Source organism: Saccharopolyspora sp. NPDC050642 (assembly GCF_040654735.1).
GTDB classification, from domain to species: Bacteria; Actinomycetota; Actinomycetes; order Mycobacteriales; family Pseudonocardiaceae; genus Saccharopolyspora; species Saccharopolyspora elongata.
This window is the reverse complement of sequence record NZ_JBFAIN010000011.1, coordinates 149,803-167,979: the sequence shown is the minus strand read 5'-3', so window position 1 is coordinate 167,979 and position 18,177 is coordinate 149,803. Positions and strand designations below refer to the sequence as shown.

Below are 18,177 nucleotides of genomic sequence, written 5' to 3'. Positions count from 1 at the left end.
AGAGGAGCCGGCAGAGTGGCCAAGCCGCGGACACCCCGAGTGATCGGCGCGCAGGACTACCCGCTGCGCGAGCAGGTTCGCGACGAGCTGCGCGCGCGCATCGCGGACGGGCGGATCAGCCCGGGCGACCGCATGGTCGAGCAGGCGCTGGCCGACGAGTTCGGGGTGTCCCGGATCCCGGTCCGCGAGGCGCTGCGCATGCTCGAGACCGAAGGCCTGGTCCACAACGTGCCGCGGCGGGGCGTCATCGTCTCCGAGCTCACCCGGCTCGACATCGAGCACCTCTTCGACATCCGGGAGGCGTTGGAGGTCCTGGTGTTCCGGCTGGCGGCCGAACGCGCGACCCCGCGCGACGTGCGGCGCCTGGAGAAGCTGCTGGAGCGTGCCAAGGCCGCGATGGCGAAGGAGCGCCACAGCGACGTCACGCAGATCAACGCGGATTTCCACGACGCCGTCACGGACCTGGCCGGAAACCCGTTCCTGCACGGCATGCTCGAACCGCTCACCGGCCGCCTGCGGGTGCTGATCGGCCGGAGCCACGAGTACGAACGCCAGGCCGCGGAGCACGCGGGCCTCGTCGAGGCCCTGGCCGATCGCGATCCCGACCGGGCGGCGGCGCTGGCGCTGGCGCACATCCGGACCAGCCGGGCCCACGCCCTGACGCAGTACGACGCCACGCACGCGCAGGATGGCTCGGCCTAGCTCCCGGCCGGGCTCGCCCGCGATGCATCCGCTGCGGCATGGCGCTCAAGAGGTGATCGACCTCGCGCTGCAATTCGGCGCGCAGCCGGTCACTCCACGAGGAAGACCTGCGCGCGACTGCCGTCGCAGCGGTCCTGGATGAGCTGCACGCCCGGCTCGATGCGGTGCTGGAAGACGCCGATGCACCACTTGGACCCCGGCACCGAGTGCATCCGGTAGCCGTTGGCCGGAGTACCGACCGGTTCGAAGGTGAACCGCTGGTCCGGGCGGCCGTCCTCGCATTCGTCCCCCGAGAGCAGCACCTCGGCGTGCTCGCCGCCGTAATCGGTGGTCACGCAACCAAGCCCGTTCTCCGAGGAGTTCAGCAGCAGGCGAAAACTCCCGTCCGGGGCCGCCTCCACACCGATCGGGGGGCCGGCCGACGCGCAGTCGTGCTGGCCGAGCACGTCTCGACCGGAAGCGGTGAACTTCTCCGGTCCTTCGCCCAGGCACAGCCCGGAGTGCGCGAGGCGGATCCGCTGGACCGAGGCGAGCGGGCCGGCCGCCTTCTCGTCGAGCGGCAGCGGTGGCGTGATGGGCGGTGCCTGCCGTTGCGCAGGTGGTGCAGGCGTTTCCGGCTGTCCGAAGGCCAGGCTCAACGCGATGATCGCGGCCGCCGCGCCGACGGCCGCGACCGCGACGACCGCCGCCCGTCGCCAGGTGGCTCGACTGGTCGGGGCCGGCACGAACTCGGCTTCGACCGCCGGTTCCACCTCGTCCCCGCCTGCTGATCCGGGTGGGCCCTCGGCCCTGGCTGCCAGCTCGTTGCGGGCCGCGACCCAGGTCTCGACGGTCGGCTCGTCGCCGCCGCAGGCTCGGACGAACGCGGCGACGAGATCGGCGCGAGGCAGTTTGTCGCGGGACAGCGCCGCGTTGATGGTCGAACTTGGCAGCACGTCACCGGCCCGCTCCGCGCGGCGTTCCAGCGCGCGGAAGCTGAGGTCGGCCCGCACGCGCATTTGCCGCAATGCGGCGACGAAAGCGGCGGTGTCGTCGATGTTCTTCGGATCGGGCCGGTCCTGAGATATCGGAGCTTCCTCCCCAGCGGAACTCATGCGTCCACCTTATTGCGTCCCGGGCGGTGTCCGGGACTGTTCCGGACAGCCCAGAACCTTGTTCCCCCAGGTGGCAGCGGATTGCCTCGGTGGTGCATCCACAGCGATCGACAGGGAGTTCGCAATGCCGATTCGACGAATGAGCCGCCGCCGGCGGCGGAGCCGGGGAACGTTGGTCTGCGCGGGGTTCGCCGGGGGAGTGACGATGGGGGCGCTCGCGGTCGGGCTGGTGACCGTCGGGTACGGGAGCCGGATGGTCGCGAGCGAGGTGCCGGAGCCGGCGGCCGCGGTGCTCCCCGCGGATCTCGGCCGTCTCATCGACGAGTACCTCGAGCGGAAGGGATACGTCCCGGAGGCGGATCTGCTGCTGCCGGAGCTCACCGAGGTTCCCGCCCCGCCGGAACCGGCCGAGCCGGCGAACGTCCCGCTCTCGCAAGCGGTGCCGGTCCCGCTCCGCTCCCGGGCGGAGCAGATCGAGGTCGCCGACATCCCCGCGCAGGTGGACGTCGCGATCGGGGACGCCGTGCCGGAGGTGGTCGGTGCGATCGAGGAAACCGCGCCGGAGGCGGTCGACGAGGTGGCCGCCGAGCTCATCGACGCAGCAGAACCACCCCCGGTCGTTCTCCTGGGATCTCCGGCAGAGGAGGGCCAGGAGGCGGAGGAACTCATGACGGCTCCGCAACCGGTGTCCGTCGAGCCGGAATCCGTTCCGGTGGAGGAAGAACCCGTGACCGCGTTGGTCGTGTCGGAGCCGCGGCACGAGTCGCGGGAATGCGCTGCGGCGGATTGCGGAGGTGCGGAGGACCGGCCGGCGGAGGTGTGGGGCGAGCCGTCGGGCGAGATCGCCGAACCGGAGGCCTTGATCGAGTCGAGCGCGGCGGAGTACGAGCCCGCGCCGATGCGAGTGGAGCCCTACGCGGTGGCGGGGGTGGCCGGTGAGTACTGATCAGGACAAGCTGGAGGAGGCGCGTCGACGGTTGCGCAAGCTGGGTGTCCAGGTGCTGGTGGGCGCGACGATGGCGACCGGCGTGGCGCTGGTCGGGCCGGCGGCGGTCGCTTCGGCGGAACCGCCGCCGGCGAGCGCGACGCCGAATCCCGGCCAGGGGCAGCCGGGCGGTGCCCGGAAGGTGATCCAGAAGATCAAGGGCGTCATCTACGAAATCCGCTTCCCCGACACGCTGGATCCCAGCGACCCGCGCTTCCGCGAGAAGGTCATTGCCAGCGTCGTGGTGCGGCGCCTGGAAAAGGGGCTGAGCACGGGAAAGACCTCGGTGTCCATCGCCGACGCGCCGGATCTGGCCGACGACGTCGCGGAGGCCATCAGGCGGACGGGCCAGACCACCGAAAGGCTCAAGAAACGGCTCAACGGAGCCGAGGAACGCATCACGAAGCGCAAGGACCAGTTGGCCAACGCCAAGACGCCGAGGGCCAGGGCGACGGCCGCACGGAAGCTGGAGCAGGCGCGCAACAGTTACAACAGCGTCTTCAGCGAGTACATGAAGGCGAAGAAGGCGGCGGAGCCCTTCGACTGGGACAAGGAGGTCAACCGCCTCACCAACCGGCTCAAGGATTTCGAACGGGCGGCCAAGAGCCCCCGGCTGACCGCGCACGGCCGTCAGCAGGCCAAGAAGCAGGTTGACGAGGCGCGTGCGGAATTGGAGCAGGCGCAGGAAGACCGTGATCGGGTCCGCTCCGCCGGCCGGGACGACGACGAAGGCGGGGACACCACAGGAACCGGTGCCAAGCCGAAGAAACCCGACAACGGTGGCACCGACGGCACCACCGCCAAGCAGCCGAGCACCGGCAAGGTGCGGACGCAGGGCCGCCTGGGCAGGCTCGGCACCATCCGGATGCCGCGTGGCTACCGGGGCGGAGGCACCGGCCTGAGCCAGGTCTACGGCGAGCTGCTCGGGCAGGCGTACGCCGACCACGTGGCCGCGGAGCACCAGGAAACGCTGCGGAAGGCGATGCGGGATCCCGCGCTGCGCAAGCGCATCATCGATGACTACAACGACATCAAGGACAACAACCACCTGGAGACCTTCGGCCGCGCTTTCGACACGTCCAAGGGGTTCACCCAGGGCACCACCCGGGACATCGGCCCGAAGCTGGTCGAGTACCAGAAACAGCTCGATACGACGAGGAAGAACGCGGACGAGTCCAACGCCGACCCGCTCTACCGGCAGGCGAGGCACGAGTGCGGCGGTTACGACACGTGCGTGACAGAGCGGACGAAGAGGCTGCGGGACCGCAACGCACGCGAGGTGGCTGATTCGACGAAGAAGGCGCGCACGTCGAATGCGGATCCGAGCTATCAGCAGGCGCGGCGGGAGTGCGGCGGTTACGACACCTGCGTGACGGAGCGGACGAAGCGGCTGCGGAAGGAGGAAGAACGGAAGGCGCGGGTCGTCGCACCTGTCACGAAGAAGGCGCGCACGTCGAATGCCGATCCGAGCTACCAGCAGGCGCGGAGGGAGTGCGGTGGCTACGACACGTGCGTGACCGACCGGACGAAGAGGCTGCGCCAGCAGGAGAGGAGCAACGACCGGGCTGTCGCGGATGCCACGAAGCAGGCCCGCCGCTCGGCCAACGACCCTCTCTACCAGCAGGCGCAGCGGGAGTGCGGCGGCTACGACACCTGCGTCCAGAGTCGGGTGAAGAAATTGCGGTCCGAGAAGACTGCCCGCACCGACACCAAGACGCCGAAGACCAAGGCGCAGAGCAAGAAGTCGAGCCGGGTGAAGGTCGCCAGCTGATCCGTGCTCCGAGGGCCTCTGCTGGCCGGAGTCGCACCGCACGCGGGATCGCCCCTCGACGTCGAGGGGCGATCTTTCGCCGTGCCCGCGTGTCTCTCCACTGAGGACGGTCAGGCTCGGTGGCGGGTCACTGCTCCGCGGGTTCGCGGACCTCGGCGAGGGTGTGCACCAGGCGTGGCAGGGTGAGCATGATGTAGTCGCGGACCGTTCGCACCGGGTCGTCGTCGCCGGAGAGGATCGCGTCCTGCATCGCCGATTCGAACTGGGCGAGCAGCAGCCTCGTCAGGTGCATCGAGTCGATCGCGAAGCGCAGTCCCACCGATTCCAGCGCGGCGTCGATCATGTCGGACAGCTGCTGCTGGAACGCGCGCGTGGACTCCAGGAAGCGCGGCGCGATCTGCGGTTCGCGCATCGCGAGCAGCCGGAACTCGCTGTTGAGCAGGCACCACTGCCGCTCCTCCGGCAGGAACGCCAGCAGGTCCGCGAGCGCCTCCTCGATCAGCTCCGGGCCGGGCTTGCCCTCGGTTCGGCCGAGCGGGGCGACCGCGTCGTCGAACCTCTCCCGCAGCGCCTCCAGCCGCAGGCGGTTCTCCCGCTCGGCCAGCGCCACGAACAGCTCTTCCTTGCTGGCGAAGTTGGAGTGGAAGGCGCCGCGCGTGAACCCGGCCGCGTCCGCGATGGCCTCGATGGAGATGCCGTTGATGCCGTGCTCGCAGAACTGCTCGTACGCGGCGTCCATCAGTCGTTCCCGGGTCTTGGCCCGCCGGGCCGTCTCCCGAGTGCCGGGCCCGGTTGCGCCGCCCGCCGTCGCGGCCGGCCTGGTCTTGCTCACGCGAACTTTCCCTCCCCGCAAATGGTTCCGTGATCTTTCGCACGCGCCCGGAACCTACCCCATCGTAGTCGATACGGACTGGTATCGGATACCGTGACGTATCCGATACGGCGCGGTATCGGTTCTCGTCCGGTGACATCGACATCGTCCGGCCAGACCGGCGACAGGAGTCTGCGTGTCCTCCTTCCTCTACTCCGTCGGCCGCAGAGCGTTCGCGGCCCGCAAGGCAGTGCTGGCGCTGTGGCTGCTGGTCCTAGCCGTCGCAGGTGGTGCGGCGGGCCTGTTGAACAAGGGCCTGGACAACTCCATCAGCATTCCCGGCACCGAGTCGCAGGAGGCGCTCGACCGGCTGTCGGTGACCTTCCCGCAGACCAGCGGCGCCTCCGCGCAGATCGTGGTGGTGGCACCGGGCGGCATGCGGGATCCGGCCGTGCAGCGCGAGGTGGAGCGGGCGGTCGACGAGCTGAACGACGTGCCGCAGCGGTCCCAGGTCGTCTCGCCCTACCAGACGGAGTTCGGCGGGGCGATCAGCGAGAACGGCCAGGCCGGGCTGATCATGGTCCAGCTCGACGGCGAGATCTTCGCGATCGGCGAGCCAGCCAAGGACCGCATCGTCCAGATCACCCACGAGTTGCAGGAGCGCCTGCCTGCGGGATCGCAGGCCTCCTACGGCGGCCAGCTGTTCTCGCAGAAGCTCCCCGGCGTGACCGTCACCGAGGCGCTCGGCCTGGTGATCGCGATCGTGGTCCTGATGATCACCCTGGGTTCGTTCCTCGCGGCCGGGATGCCGCTGATCAACGCGCTGGTGGGCGTCGGCATCTCCATGACGCTGATCTTCATCGCGACCGCGTTCGGGCCGATCACCGCGACCACGCCGCTGCTCTCGCTGATGCTGGGCCTCGCGGTCGGCATCGACTACGCCTTGTTCATCGTGTCGCGCCACCAGCAGGAACTCGCCGGGGGCGCGTCGGCGCAGGAGGCCGCCGCGCGCGCCAACGCGACCGCGGGCTCGGCGGTGATCTTCGCCGGGCTGACGGTGATGATCGCGCTGGTCGGGCTCGGCGTCGCGGGCATCCCGTTCCTGACCACGATGGGCGTCGCGGCGGCCGTCGGCGTCGGCGTCGCGGTGCTCGTCTCGGTCACCCTGATGCCCGCGCTGCTGGGCTTCGCCGGCGACCGGATGCGCCCGCGCCCGCGCAAGCGGCGCACCAAGCCCGCCTTCGGGGAGCGGTTCTTCGGCGGCTGGGTGCGCGTGGTGACCCGCTTCCCGATCGTCACAGTGCTCGCCGTGATCGCGGTGCTCGGCCTCGCCACGGTGCCCGCCGCCGGGCTGCGGCTCGCGCTGCCCGACGCCGGCGCGCTGCCGAAGGACGAGCCCGCCCGCGTGACCTACGACCTGATCGACGAGCACTTCCCGAAGGGCTTCAACGGCCCGCTGATCGTGACCGCCAACATCGTCACCAGCACCGACCCGCTCGGGCTGATGGCCGACCTCAAGGCGGAGATCGAGCGGCTGCCCGGCGTGGCCGACGTGCCGCTGGCCACCCCGAACCCCACCGCCGACACCGGGATCGTGCAGGTGGTCCCGGAAGGCGAGCCGGACTCGCCGGAGACCAAGCAGCTGGTGGACGACATCCGGTCGCTGCGCGGGCACTTCAAGGACACCTACGGCATCGACATCGCCGTCACCGGCTTCACCGCGGTGGGCATCGACGTGTCGGCCAAGCTGGGCTCGGCGCTGCTGCCGTTCGGCGTGGTCGTCGTCGGGCTCTCGCTGGTGCTGCTGACGATGGTGTTCCGGTCCATCGCGGTGCCGATCAAGGCGACGCTGGGCTACCTGCTGAGCATCGGCGCCTCCCTGGGCGTGGTGAAGCTGGTGTTCCAGGACGGCTGGCTGGCCGGCGCGTTCAACGTCGAGAACACCGGGCCGGTCATCAGCTTCATGCCGATCGTGCTGATGGGTGTCCTGTTCGGACTGGCCATGGACTACGAGGTGTTCCTGGTCGCCCGCATGCGCGAGGAGTTCGTGCACACCGGTGACGCGCGCGGCTCGATCAACTCCGGGTTCGTCTCCTCGGCGCGGGTCGTGACGGCCGCGGCGGTGATCATGTTCGCGGTGTTCATCGCGTTCGTCCCGGAGGGCGACGCGAACATCAAGCCCATCGCGCTCGGGCTCGCGGTCGGCGTGTTCGTCGACGCCTTCATCGTGCGCATGACGCTGGTCCCCGCCGTGCTCGCACTGATGGGCGACAAGGCGTGGTGGATGCCGCGGCGGCTGAACCGGGTGCTGCCGTCCTTCGACGTGGAAGGCGAGAACCTCCGCGAGGAGCTGGCGCTGGCGGACTGGCCGCGGCCCGGCGCCGACGACGCGATCGCCTGCGACGGCCTGCGGCTGGCCGACCCGTCCTCGGGGCGCTCGATCTACGCGGGCGTCGGTTTCTTCCTGCCCCGTCGAGGAGTGCACGTCGTCCGCGGCGGTGCGGAGCCGGCGGTGACGGCGTTGCTGCTGACCCTGTCCGGACGGCTGAAGCCGGACGCGGGCAAGTTGAAGGTGCTCGGCCACGTCCTGCCCGCGCGGGCCGCGACGGTGCGCTCGCAGGTCGCCTACGTCGACGCGGGCGAAGGCGGCGCGGAGGCGGTTCGGTTGGCGCTCCGCGAAGAACCGGCCGTGCTCGTGCTCGACCGCACCGACCGGGTTTCCGACCCCGGCGAGCGGCGAACGATCCGGGGCCTGCTCGCCGGAACCGGCATCACCGTGGTCGCGGGCACCACCGGCCTGGCCGAGGTGGGCGACGTCCTGCCGGAGTCGCCGTGGGTCACCGCCTCCGACCTCCGCCCGGCCGGGCAAACCCGCACCCTCTCCGGCGCGATCCGCTAGAAAGCAGAGGTAATCGCAGTGCGTTCGTGGAAAAACGGCCGGTCCCGCTTCCGGCTCCCAGTGCTGGCCGTGGTCGGCCTGCTGCTGGTGCCGCTGGCCGTCGCGGGGCTGCTGACGTGGTCGCTGGGCAAGCCCGAGGACCGGCTGAGCGGCGTCAAGGCCGCCATCGTCAACAACGACGAGCCGGTGGAGATCAACGGGCAGCTCACCCCGCTGGGGCGGCAGTTGTCGGCGAAGCTCGTCGGCGACGAGATCGAGAGCAACTACACCTGGGAGTTCGCCACCGAGCAGACCGCGGCCGACGGCCTGCGGGACGGCACCTACGCGGCCGTGGTGACCATCCCGAAGAACTTCTCCGCGGCCGCCACCTCCTTCTCCGGTGACCCGGCGAACGCCACGCGGGCGACGATCGACGTCACCACCGGCGACCGCGGCCGCCTCGTGGACGAGACGATCAGCCGCGCGGTGACCACCACCGCGGCGAACCTGCTCGGGCAGCAGCTGACCACGACCTACCTGGACAACGTCTACGTCGGGTTCAACACGCTGGGCGACAAGCTCGGCGAGGCCGCGGACGGCGCGACGTCGCTGGCCGACGGCGCCAAGCAGCTCGCCGGCGGGACCGACCAGCTCGCCGGCGGCGCCGACCAGCTGGCGAGCGGTTCGAAGGCGCTCGCCGACGGCCTCGGCAAGCTCGACGACGGTGCGGCGCAACTGACCCAGGGCACCGGCGGCCTGTCCGACGGGCTCGCCGCGATGCGCGACCAGACCAAGAACCTTCCGCAGCAGGCCGCGACCCTGGCCGACGTCTCGGCGAAGGAGGCGCAGGGCGTGCAGCAGCTCAACACCGGCCTGGACGGCCTCGCGCAGAGCCTGGAGGAGTCGGCGAAGGAATGCGGGGTCGCCGTGCTGCCGAGTTGCCAGAAGCTCGCGGGGCAGGCCGCGGCGGCGCGGGCGCTCAGCGACGGCGCCGGGCAGCTGCAGCAGGCGAGCCAGGGCGTGGCCGGCGGCCTCGACGCGCTCGCCGGGCGCACGCCGGCGTCCGGTGGCGGACTTCCCGCGCTGTCCCGGGGAATCGACCAGCTGGCGGGCGGCGCGGCCCAGCTCGACGACGGCGCGACGAAGCTCGCGGACGGGCTTTCGCAGACCCGCGGCGGCGCCGACCAGCTCGCCACCGGTGCCGAGCAGCTCGCCGGCGGGGTGCGGCAGCTCGGTGACGGCGCCCGGCAGCTCGGCGACGGCTCCGGGCAGCTGTCCTCGGGCCTGGGCCAGGCCGTGGACCAGTTGCCCAGCTACCCGGACGGCGACCGGGACAAGCTCGCGCAGGCGGTCGCGAACCCGGTCACGACCGCGAACGGCACGACCCTCGGCTTCGGCTCCTCGGGGCCGTCGCTGTACGCGGTGCTGGCGCTGTGGATCGGCGCGATCGCGACGTTCCTGGTGCTGCGGCCCTTGCCCGAGCGGGTGCTGGGCTCGACCCGGTCGTCGTTGCGGCTCACGGCGCGGCAGTTCGCCCTCCCCGCCGGGATCGCGGCGGTGCAGGGGCTGCTGGTGACCGCGGTGTTCGGGATCGCGCAGGACCTGTCGGTCGGGCAGTGGTTCGGCGCCGCCGCGCTGCTGGTGCTGATCGCGGTGGCGTTCGCCGCGATCAACCACGCGCTCGCGGCGTTCGGCGGAGCCGGGCGGTTCGGCGCGATGCTGGTGGCCGTGCTGATGCTGGCAAGTGGATTCGTCGCCGCCGTACCGGAAGCACTGCGCGCGGTCTCGGGGGTGTTGCCGACGGCGACCGCGCAGGACGCGTTGCGCGCGGTCGTGGAAGGGGCCGCCCCGAGCGGCGGGCTGATCGCGGCGCTGGTGGCCTGGGCGCTGTGCGGTCTCGTGGTCACCTTCCTGGCCATCGAGCGCGGGCGCACGGCCCGTGCCACCCGGCTGCGCCCGGCCCACGCGCTGCGCGGCGACTTCGGGACGGCGTGATCCCAGGGCCGGCCGGTCGTGAACGGCCCGGCCGGCCCTTTTCCCGCCGATCAGCCCGAATTGCCCCGAACGCCGCCGGTCGCACCGTCGGTGTCTGCAACGGTTCGACTTTCGGATGCCGTCTTCGTAAGCCGCTGGGCCTGGCGCACCGCGGTCCAGTAGCGCGCGTCAGGACTTCCGCTCCTCGGGCTGCCGGACCACGACCACGGGGCAGCGCGCGTGGTGCACGACGTGCTGGGTCACCGAGCCCAGCAGCGCCCCGGTGAATCCGCCGTGCCCGCGATTGCCGACGACGATCAGATCGGCGGCGGCGTCCTTGGCCGAGTCCAAGAGGGCACCCGCGGGATGCCCTTGCGCCACTTCCATGCGCACCTCGGCAGCCGCGTCGCCGAGGGCTTCGTTGATCACGCGGTGCAATTCCGTCGCGGTCTGGCGCGCGAAGTTCTGATCACCGGGCGGTTCCCAGTTGTAGATCATCGGCATGTCCCAGACCATGACCGCGGTGACGCTCCCACCGACCAGGCCCGCGTGCCAGACGGCCCAGCGCAACGCGGCATCCGAGGACGGCGATCCGTCCACCCCGACGACGACTGCGTACTGGTGTTCGCTGTTCATGACGGCCTCCCCAGCTGTGCCCGCCCCCAGGATGTGCCGCGCCCGGACGGCGCGCACGGTCAGCGGGCGCCGGCGTGCGAACTGCCACATCATCCGCATGACCTCCCTCGATCGGTTTCTCGTCGAGGGTTTCTCCGCCCGCTGTCAAACCGCGCGCAAAGCGCTGTCATGCGCTCGTGACCGGGGCCGAGCACTGGGTCAGTCAGCGGCAGGCGCTTTCGCGGGGCGGTAGACGTGCAGGGCCGCGTCGTGGACGGAGAAGTCGAAGCTGCGCCCGGTGGCCATGACCTCGCCATCGCAGGCGAGGGCCAGCGGCTCGCTGAGCACTTCGAGGTGCAGCGCGGTCCGCTCCTCCTGGACGTAGGTGTGGCTGTTGAACAGCGCTCCGGACAGCGCCGCGAAGGCGAACCGGATGCGGGACAGCGACACGTCGGCCCGGATGTAGCGGACGTCCAGCACGCCGTCGTGCAGGCACGGGCGCCACGCCGGCGCGAAACCCTTCGGCTGGTAGCCGCTGTTGCCGACGAACAGCAGCCAGATCTTGCGGGTCCGGCCGTCGATGCGGACCGTGATCGGCTCGGCCTCGGCCAGGACCCGGACGAGCGCGGCGGCGGCCGCGGGCCACTTTCCCCAGCGGTGTTCCCACTTCTCGCGCAGCCGGACCATGTCGGGATAGCCGCCGAGGCTGGCGGTGTTGATGAACCACCGGACCGGCCGGCCGTCGAGGCGCACCGCGCCGAGGCCGACCTGGACCGCGGACCCGGACGCCACCGCCCGCGCGGCGTCCTGCGGATCCTCCACGCCGAGATCGCGGGCGAAGTGGTTCAGCGTGCCGGCGGGGACGACGGCGAGCGGGAGCTCGCGGATGGCGGCCACGGATGCCGCGGCAGCGACCGTGCCGTCGCCGCCCGCGACGGCCAGCGCGCGCACTCCGGCGCCGGCCGCGTCGAGTTCGCGGTGGAGCTCCGTGACCAGATTGCCTTCCGGATCCGGGTGCAGGCGCTTGGCGGCCGGCCACAGCGCGGCCAGCTCGGCGGACGGGTCGTGGTCGGTGTCGCCGGACGCGGAGTTGACCAGCAGCGCCAAGCCGTCTCCCGAGGTCATCTCGGCGACGTGCTCGCTCGGCCGCGCCAGCGCCGGGGTGGACGGGCGCACCGGCCACCACCGCCGGGTGGCCAGGCCGACCCCGACGCCGATGGCCGCTCCGACGGCGACGTCGGTCGGCCAGTGCACCCCGGTGTGGACGCGGGAGTAGGCGACCGCCGCGGCGACGGGGGCGAGGATCGCGCCGGCAGCGGGGGATTCCATGCAGACGGCGGTGGTGAACGCCGCGGCGGAGGCTGTGTGTCCCGACGGGAACGACGAGGATTCCGGTGGTGCCGCGAGGCGCCGGTGCCTCGGCAGGAGATCCGTCGCCGGGCGGCGGCGTGGCAGCAGCGGCTTGGCGACGACGTTCGTGACGGCGCTCGACGCGGCGATGGCCGCGAGGCCGCGAAGCGCCGCCCGGCGGGTGGGGCCCTTCTTCGCCGCCAGCACCGCCGCGACCGCGAACCACAGCCTGCTGTGGTCGGCGGACATGGTGAGCGCCTTCAGCGCGGGATCCGCGGCTGTCCGGGGAAACCTGGCGGACCACTCGACGAACTTCCGATCAGCGTTCTTCATTCCCCTGCCTTCGCGTGTGCTGCCCCGGATTGTCCACGACCGCCCGCGCGAACGCTGGCATTCCGGGTGAGCGAGAATCCTCGGGTGCTGTTCGGCATCCTGGGCTCGGTCGAGATGCGCGGCCCGGACGGGGTGGCCCGGGGTGTGGACGCGCCGCGAACGCGCGCCCTCCTGACGTTGCTGCTGCTTGACGCGGGCCGGATCGTCCCGTCGGAACGGCTGGTCGACGGCCTCTACGGGCAGCGGCCGCCGAGCGACGCGGGCAACGCGCTGCAGGCGCAGGTGTCGCGGCTGCGCCGCAAGCTCCGCGAGTCCGGTTCGATGGCGGCGGTCGAGTTCCACCCGGCGGGATACCGGCTGGTGGTCGACCCGGACGAGGTCGACGCGCACCGCTTCGCCCGCCTCACCGACGCCGCGCGGCGGGCCGCCGCGCCCGGCGAGCGGGTGGCGCTGCTGGACGACGCCCTCACGCTCTGGCGCGGCCCGGCACTGGCGGACGTCGCCGAGGAACCATTCGCCGCGCAGCAGATCGCGCGGCTGGACGAAGCACGGCTGACCGCGATCGAGGACCGGGCCGAGGCGCGGCTGGAGCTCGGCACCACCGACGTGGCGGAGTTGCGAGTCGAGGCGGACGCGCATCCGTTGCGCGAGCGGCTGCGCGGGCTGCTGATGCGCGCACTGCACGCGGAGGGCCGCAACGCCGAGGCGCTGGCGGAGTTCGCCGCCGTCCGGCAGGTCCTCGCCGACGAGCTCGGCGCCGACCCTTCGGCGGAACTGGCCGAGCTGCACCTCGCACTGTTGCGCGCCGACGAACCCCCGGCCGCGCGGGTTCCGGTGCCGCTGACCGGTTTCGTCGGGCGCGGCGCGGAACTCGACCGGATCGGCCGGCTGCTCGCGTCGGCCAGGCTGGTGACCGTGCTCGGGCCGGGCGGTGCGGGCAAGACCCGGATCGCCCTGGAGGCCGCCGCCCGGCATACCTGCGAGGTCGCGTTCGCCGACCTGAGCCAGCTGCGCGACGGAAGCCAGCTGCCGCGGGCGGTCCTGACCTCCCTCGGCCTGCGCGAGACCCTGCCGGTGGCGCCGTTGCAGCGGCTGCTCGAAGCGCTCGCCGGCCGCGATGTGCTGCTGTTCCTGGACAACTGCGAACACCTCGTCGCCGATGTCGTCGACCTGGTGCACCGGTTGCTGACCGGCTGCCCCGGCCTGCGGGTCCTGGCGACCAGCCGGGAGGCGCTGGGCATCACCGGCGAAGCGCTGTGCCCGCTGGGCCCGCTGCCGGTTCCGGAACCGGCAGTCGAGCCGGGCGAGGCGTTGGCGTTCCCGGCGGTGCGCCTGTTCACCGACCGCGCGAGGGCGGTCGACGCCGAGTTCCGGCTCACCGAGGACACCGCCGGCCAGGTGATCCGCATCTGCGCCGCGCTGGACGGGTTGCCGCTGGCGATCGAGCTCGCCGCCGCCCGGCTGCGCTCGTTGCGCCTCGACGACATCGAGGCACGCCTGTCCGACACCGGATTCTCCTTGCTGTCACGCGGGAATCGCGCCGCCGCCCCGAGGCACCGGAGCCTGCGGGCGGTCGTGCAGTGGAGCTGGGACCTCCTCGACGCGGACGAGCAACGCCTGGCCCGCCGCCTGACGGTGTTCGCCGGCGGCGCGACCGCGCGGTCCGCGGCCGAGGTCTGCGGGCTCCCGCCGGACGCCGCCGACGACCTGTTGGCCGGACTTGTCGACAAGTCGCTGATCAGCGGGCGCGGGCGCTACCGGATGCTGGACACGATCCGCGCGTTCGGCGCCGAGCGGCTCGACGAGGCCGGGGAGCGTGCGCAGATCTCCCGTGCCCACGCGGAATACTTCCTGGAGCTGGCCCGCGCCGCCGACCCGCACCTGCGGCGCGGCGAGCAGCTCGAATGGCTGGAGGCGCTGCGCGACGAGCACGCCAACACGACCGCGGCGCTGCAGTGGGCCGTCCGCAACGACCCCGAGCTGGCCCTGCGGCTGATCGGCGCGCTGTCCGGCTACTGGTACCTGCACGGGGTGCGCAGCGACATCGCCCCGCTGGCCGTGGAACTGCTGGAGGTGGTCGGCACCGATCCGCCGCAGCTGGCCGAGGAATACGTCCTCTGCGTGCTGCACGCGGTGTCCACCGGCGCCGCACCGCAGTTGGAGCGGCACGTCCGGCGTGCGGAGGAGATCATGAACGGCCTGGCCGCGCCGGTGCGGCAGCCGTTCGTGCTGTCGGCCTGGGCGGTGTTCGCCGGGCCACCGGGACGGGGCGCGCCGAGCCATCCGGGGGAGGAGCAGATCCGCGCGGCGACCGACCCGTGGGTGCGGGCGATCATCGGGTTCGGCGACGGCTTCTCCCGCTGGCTGGTGCACGGCGACCTGGCCGCGGCCGAACGCGAGGTCGCTGGGGCGCTCGCGACGTTCCGCGAGCTGGGCGAGCGGTGGGGGATGGCGCAGGCGCTCGACGGGCTGGCGATGCTGGCGGACGCGCGCGGAGCGTCGGCGGAGGCGCTGGCGCTGACCGATGAGGCGCTGGACCTCGTCGACCAGCTCGGCGCTCGCGAGGACTCGGCCGATCTCCGCTGCCGGCGGGCCGACCGCCTGCTGGGCACCGGTGACCTCGCGGCGGCGGAGGCCGACTACGAGCGGGCGACGGCGCTGGCCCGCGCCACCGGCCTCCCGTCGGTGCTGGCGGCGGCGCGGCTCGGCCTCGGCGAGATCGCCCGGCTGCGCGGCGAGTTCGCCACGGCCCGCGAATGGTGCGACCAGGCGTTGGAGGCCTGCGCGCGGGATTGGACCAACGCCGCCGTCCGCGCGACCGTGCACACCGCGCTGGGCAGGCTCGCGGAGGTCGACGGCGACCTGGCGCGGGCGGCGGAGCACCACCGCACCGCCGTGGCGGCGGCGCTGGCCAACCGGACGATGCCGGTCCTGGCAACTGCGGTGGAGGGGCTCGCCGGGCTCGCGGCGCTCGACGGCGACGGCGAGCGCGCCGCGCTGCTGCTCGGGATCGCGACGGCCCTCCGGGGCCGCGCCTCGGACCACGCCCCGGATGAGGAGTTCGACGCGGCGTTCGACCGGGGCGCGGCGCTCGGCTACGAGCAGGCGATCGAGCTGCTCACCGGAGAAACCGCGAGTAGTCCGCGAGGCGGATCGCATTCGCCGCCTTCGTGGTGATCTTGTTGAACGGCTTCGCCATGCCCGGCAGCGACAACACCCGGTACATGAGGTTGCGCTGCCGGATCTTCGCCGGCGTGGCCGGCGCCATGAACGGCCCGGCATTGCCCGCGATCTTCTGGCAGCCGCGCGCGAAGTCCTTGATCTGGTGCTCGTAGCGGGCGTAAGCGGCCCGGTGATCGCCGCCCGCCGCGGCCAGTTCTCCGGCGAGCACGTAGGCGGTGACCAGCGCCTGGCCCGCGCCCAGCCCACCGAGGGTGGCGCCGTAGCCGGCGTCGCCGAGCAGCGCGATGCGGCCCGCGCTGAAGCGGTCGAGGTGGATCTGGGCGATCGGGTCGAAGAAGAAGTCGGGCGCTGCCCACATCGCCTCGAGGATCTCCGGCGCCCGCCAGCCCATCCCGTGGCAGGCGTCGGCGACCAGCTTCTTCTGCTGCGCGATGTCGTGGCGGTCGTAGTCCAGCTCGGGGGAGGCGAACACCACCAGGCCCGGGCTGACCATCCGTCCCGGCTCGCTGTACATCCGCACCTCGCCCGGCGTTCGCAGCTCGTCGGGCACGCTGAACCCGGCGACGTAGTGGTCCAGGAACCGCCGGAACCCGGTTTCGGGGCCGAAGGCCAGCGCCCGCACGCCGGAGTGCAGGCCGTCGGCGCCCACGACGAGGTCGAAGGTGCGCGGCGGCGCGTCGTTGAACGTCACCCGCACTCCGTCGGCGGTCTCGGTCAGCGAGGTGATCCAGTCGCCGAAGACGTATTCGGTGTCGTCGCGGGTCAGGTCGTAGAGCATGGCGGCGAGGTCGCCGCGCAGGATCTCGACCTCGCCGCCGGCGAACTCCGCGGGCAGCGTCGCCCGCGGCCGCCCGGCGGCGTCGATCACCACCATCTTGGTGCGTTCGGTCTGCCTGCGGCGCACCTCGTCGAGGATGCCCATGCGCCGCAGGACCGTCAGGTGCGCGGTGCCGCGGAAATCGACGGCCTGCCCGCCTTCGCGCAGCGCCGGGGCGCGTTCGACGATGGTCGGCCGGAAACCGTAGCGACGCAGCCAGTGCGCCAGCGCCGGCCCGGCGATACCCGCCCCGGAGATGAGGATGTTCTCGTTGTGCATCGTCGCTCCCTGCTCGGTCGTGGTTGACGGAGCAGAGCTTCGGCGGCGGCGCTGACCGCACGCTGACCGGAGGCTGACGGCCCGGTGCGCGGTGGCGGATGATGGGCGGCATGGCCGAGGAAACGACCGTCGAGCTGCCGCCCCTGAGCCTGCCGCCCATCAGCCGCGCCACGCTCGCGCTGTTCGCGGGGGCCTCCGGCGACCACAACCCGATCCACATCGACCTGGACAACGCGCGCAGCGCGGGCTTCGACGACGTCTTCGCCCACGGCATGCTGTCCATGGCCTACCTGGGGAGGCTGCTGACCGGCTGGGTGCCGCAGTCGGCGCTGCGGTCGTTCTCGGTGCGCTTCGTCGCGATCACCCCGGTGCACGGTCGGCCGATCTGCACGGGCAAGGTCACCGGGTTCGAGGACGTCGACGGCGAGCGTCGCGCGCACCTGGACTTGGCGGTCGTGCTGGCCGACGGGACGGTGACCCTGCGGGGCGACGCGGTGGTGGCGGTGCCGCCGGATTTTCCGGCCCGCGCGGCGGATACCGCGCGGTAACCTGACTGTTCGCACGTCAGAGGACGAAGGGACCGCAAGAACATGACCGCGATGCCGATCTGCGCCACCTGCGGCACGCAGTACGCCCGGCCCCGGCCGGACTGCCCGATCTGCGAGGACGAACGCCAGTACGTGCCGGCGGGCGGTCAGCAGTGGACGGACCTCGCGGGCGTGCGCTCGGACGGCCGCACCGCGCTGATCCGCGAGCAGGGCGAGGTGCTCGGGATCGGCTGCGAGCCGACGTTCGCCATCGGCCAGCGGGCGCTGTTGCTGCGCACCGAAGCGGGCAACGTGCTCTGGGACTGCGTGTCCTATCTGGATGACGAGATCATCGGCACCATCAACGACCTCGGCGGCCTGATCGGCATCGCGATCAGCCACCCGCACTACTACACCACGATGGTCGAGTGGGCCCGCACCTTCGACGTGCCGGTGCACCTGCACGCCAACGACCAGCAGTGGATCGGCCGCCCGGACCCGGCGATCCGGCTGTGGGAGGGCACCACCAGCGAGCTCGCCCCCGGGCTCACCCTGATCAACCTCGGCGTGCACTTCGCCGGCGGCACGGTGCTGCACTGGGACCACGGCGACGGGAAGCTGTTCACCGGCGACATCGTGCAAGTCATCCCGGACCGCGAGCACGTGGCCTTCATGTACAGCTACCCCAACCTGATCCCGGAACGCCCGAACGTCGTCCGCCGCGCCGCGAAGATGCTCGAGCCCTACCGCTTCGACGCGCTCTACGGCGCGTGGTGGGACACGGTGATCCCCACTGGTGCGCACGAGATCGTCCAGCGCTCCGCCGCCCGCTACCTCCGCTTCGTCTCCGAGGACTGA

At 72.1% G+C, this 18,177-nt stretch carries 13 protein-coding genes; 8 read left to right on the top strand and 5 right to left on the bottom strand.

What is annotated here, in order from left to right; genetic code table 11:
* The first annotated feature begins 15 nt into the window (after positions 1-15).
* Positions 16-702, top strand: a complete 687-nt coding sequence (locus AB0H93_RS19585; RefSeq protein ID WP_358574271.1) for a GntR family transcriptional regulator — start codon at positions 16-18, stop codon at positions 700-702.
* Between the two features lie 89 nt (positions 703-791).
* On the opposite strand, the gene AB0H93_RS19580 is transcribed toward AB0H93_RS19585, so the two are convergent.
* Positions 792-1,796 carry an RICIN domain-containing protein gene (locus tag AB0H93_RS19580; protein ID WP_358574269.1) on the bottom strand — a complete coding sequence of 335 codons (1,005 nt, stop codon included), beginning with the start codon at positions 1,794-1,796 and terminating at the stop codon, positions 792-794.
* Positions 1,797-1,920: 124 nt separating this feature from the next.
* Between AB0H93_RS19580 and AB0H93_RS19575 the strand changes: the two genes are divergently transcribed.
* Entirely contained in the window at positions 1,921-2,742 is an 822-nt protein-coding gene (locus AB0H93_RS19575) for a hypothetical protein (protein WP_358574268.1), read from the top strand.
* Positions 2,732-4,552 carry a hypothetical protein gene (locus AB0H93_RS19570; RefSeq protein ID WP_358574266.1) on the top strand — a complete coding sequence of 607 codons (1,821 nt, stop codon included), beginning with the start codon at positions 2,732-2,734 and terminating at the stop codon, positions 4,550-4,552. The genes AB0H93_RS19575 and AB0H93_RS19570 overlap by 11 nt, the downstream gene beginning before the upstream one ends.
* 127 nt (positions 4,553-4,679) lie before the next feature.
* Here AB0H93_RS19570 and AB0H93_RS19565 read toward each other — a convergent pair whose 3' ends face one another.
* Positions 4,680-5,384, bottom strand: a complete 705-nt coding sequence (locus AB0H93_RS19565) for a TetR family transcriptional regulator (protein ID WP_358574264.1) — start codon at positions 5,382-5,384, stop codon at positions 4,680-4,682.
* Positions 5,385-5,559: 175 nt separating this feature from the next.
* On the opposite strand from AB0H93_RS19565, the gene AB0H93_RS19560 reads away from it, so the two are divergent.
* Complete coding sequence (locus AB0H93_RS19560; RefSeq protein ID WP_358574262.1) at positions 5,560-8,262, top strand: MMPL family transporter; 2,703 nt, start codon at positions 5,560-5,562, stop codon at positions 8,260-8,262.
* 18 nt (positions 8,263-8,280) lie between these two features.
* Entirely contained in the window at positions 8,281-10,236 is a 1,956-nt protein-coding gene (locus AB0H93_RS19555) for a YhgE/Pip domain-containing protein (RefSeq protein WP_358574261.1), read from the top strand.
* Between the two features lie 168 nt (positions 10,237-10,404).
* On the opposite strand, the gene AB0H93_RS19550 is transcribed toward AB0H93_RS19555, so the two are convergent.
* Positions 10,405-10,944: a universal stress protein gene (locus AB0H93_RS19550; protein ID WP_358574259.1), complete on the bottom strand. Its 540-nt coding sequence runs from the start codon at positions 10,942-10,944 to the stop codon at positions 10,405-10,407.
* A 105-nt stretch (positions 10,945-11,049) separates the two neighbouring features.
* Positions 11,050-12,513 carry a phosphatase PAP2 family protein gene (locus AB0H93_RS19545; protein ID WP_358574257.1) on the bottom strand — a complete coding sequence of 488 codons (1,464 nt, stop codon included), beginning with the start codon at positions 12,511-12,513 and terminating at the stop codon, positions 11,050-11,052.
* A gap of 66 nt (positions 12,514-12,579) precedes the next feature.
* On the opposite strand from AB0H93_RS19545, the gene AB0H93_RS19540 reads away from it, so the two are divergent.
* Positions 12,580-15,690, top strand: coding sequence for a BTAD domain-containing putative transcriptional regulator (locus AB0H93_RS19540; protein ID WP_358574255.1), 3,111 nt, complete (start codon positions 12,580-12,582; stop codon positions 15,688-15,690).
* Here the strand turns inward: AB0H93_RS19540 and AB0H93_RS19535 are convergent.
* On the bottom strand, positions 15,632-16,792 hold the full coding sequence (locus tag AB0H93_RS19535) for an FAD-dependent monooxygenase (RefSeq protein ID WP_358574253.1): 1,161 nt from the start codon (positions 16,790-16,792) through the stop codon (positions 15,632-15,634). The two genes, AB0H93_RS19540 and AB0H93_RS19535, sit on opposite strands and share 59 nt — an antisense overlap.
* Before the next feature lie 110 nt (positions 16,793-16,902).
* On the opposite strand from AB0H93_RS19535, the gene AB0H93_RS19530 reads away from it, so the two are divergent.
* Positions 16,903-17,340 (top strand): MaoC/PaaZ C-terminal domain-containing protein, encoded by a 438-nt coding sequence (locus AB0H93_RS19530; protein ID WP_358574252.1) that lies wholly within the window; start codon positions 16,903-16,905, stop codon positions 17,338-17,340.
* A 42-nt stretch (positions 17,341-17,382) separates the two neighbouring features.
* Entirely contained in the window at positions 17,383-18,177 is a 795-nt protein-coding gene (locus tag AB0H93_RS19525; protein ID WP_358574251.1) for an MBL fold metallo-hydrolase, read from the top strand.

What these genes read in the sequence shown, in the direction of transcription:
- AB0H93_RS19580 (WP_358574269.1), bottom strand. Translation starts at nt 1,796, where the DNA reads ATGAGTTCCGCTGGGGAGGAAGCTCCGATATCTCAGGACCGGCCCGAT.
- AB0H93_RS19575 (WP_358574268.1), top strand. Translation starts at nt 1,921, where the DNA reads ATGCCGATTCGACGAATGAGCCGCCGCCGGCGGCGGAGCCGGGGAACG.
- AB0H93_RS19550 (WP_358574259.1), bottom strand. Translation starts at nt 10,944, where the DNA reads ATGATGTGGCAGTTCGCACGCCGGCGCCCGCTGACCGTGCGCGCCGTC.
- AB0H93_RS19545 (WP_358574257.1), bottom strand. Translation starts at nt 12,513, where the DNA reads ATGAAGAACGCTGATCGGAAGTTCGTCGAGTGGTCCGCCAGGTTTCCC.
- AB0H93_RS19535 (WP_358574253.1), bottom strand. Translation starts at nt 16,792, where the DNA reads ATGCACAACGAGAACATCCTCATCTCCGGGGCGGGTATCGCCGGGCCG.
- AB0H93_RS19530 (WP_358574252.1), top strand. Translation starts at nt 16,903, where the DNA reads ATGGCCGAGGAAACGACCGTCGAGCTGCCGCCCCTGAGCCTGCCGCCC.
- AB0H93_RS19525 (WP_358574251.1), top strand. Translation starts at nt 17,383, where the DNA reads ATGACCGCGATGCCGATCTGCGCCACCTGCGGCACGCAGTACGCCCGG.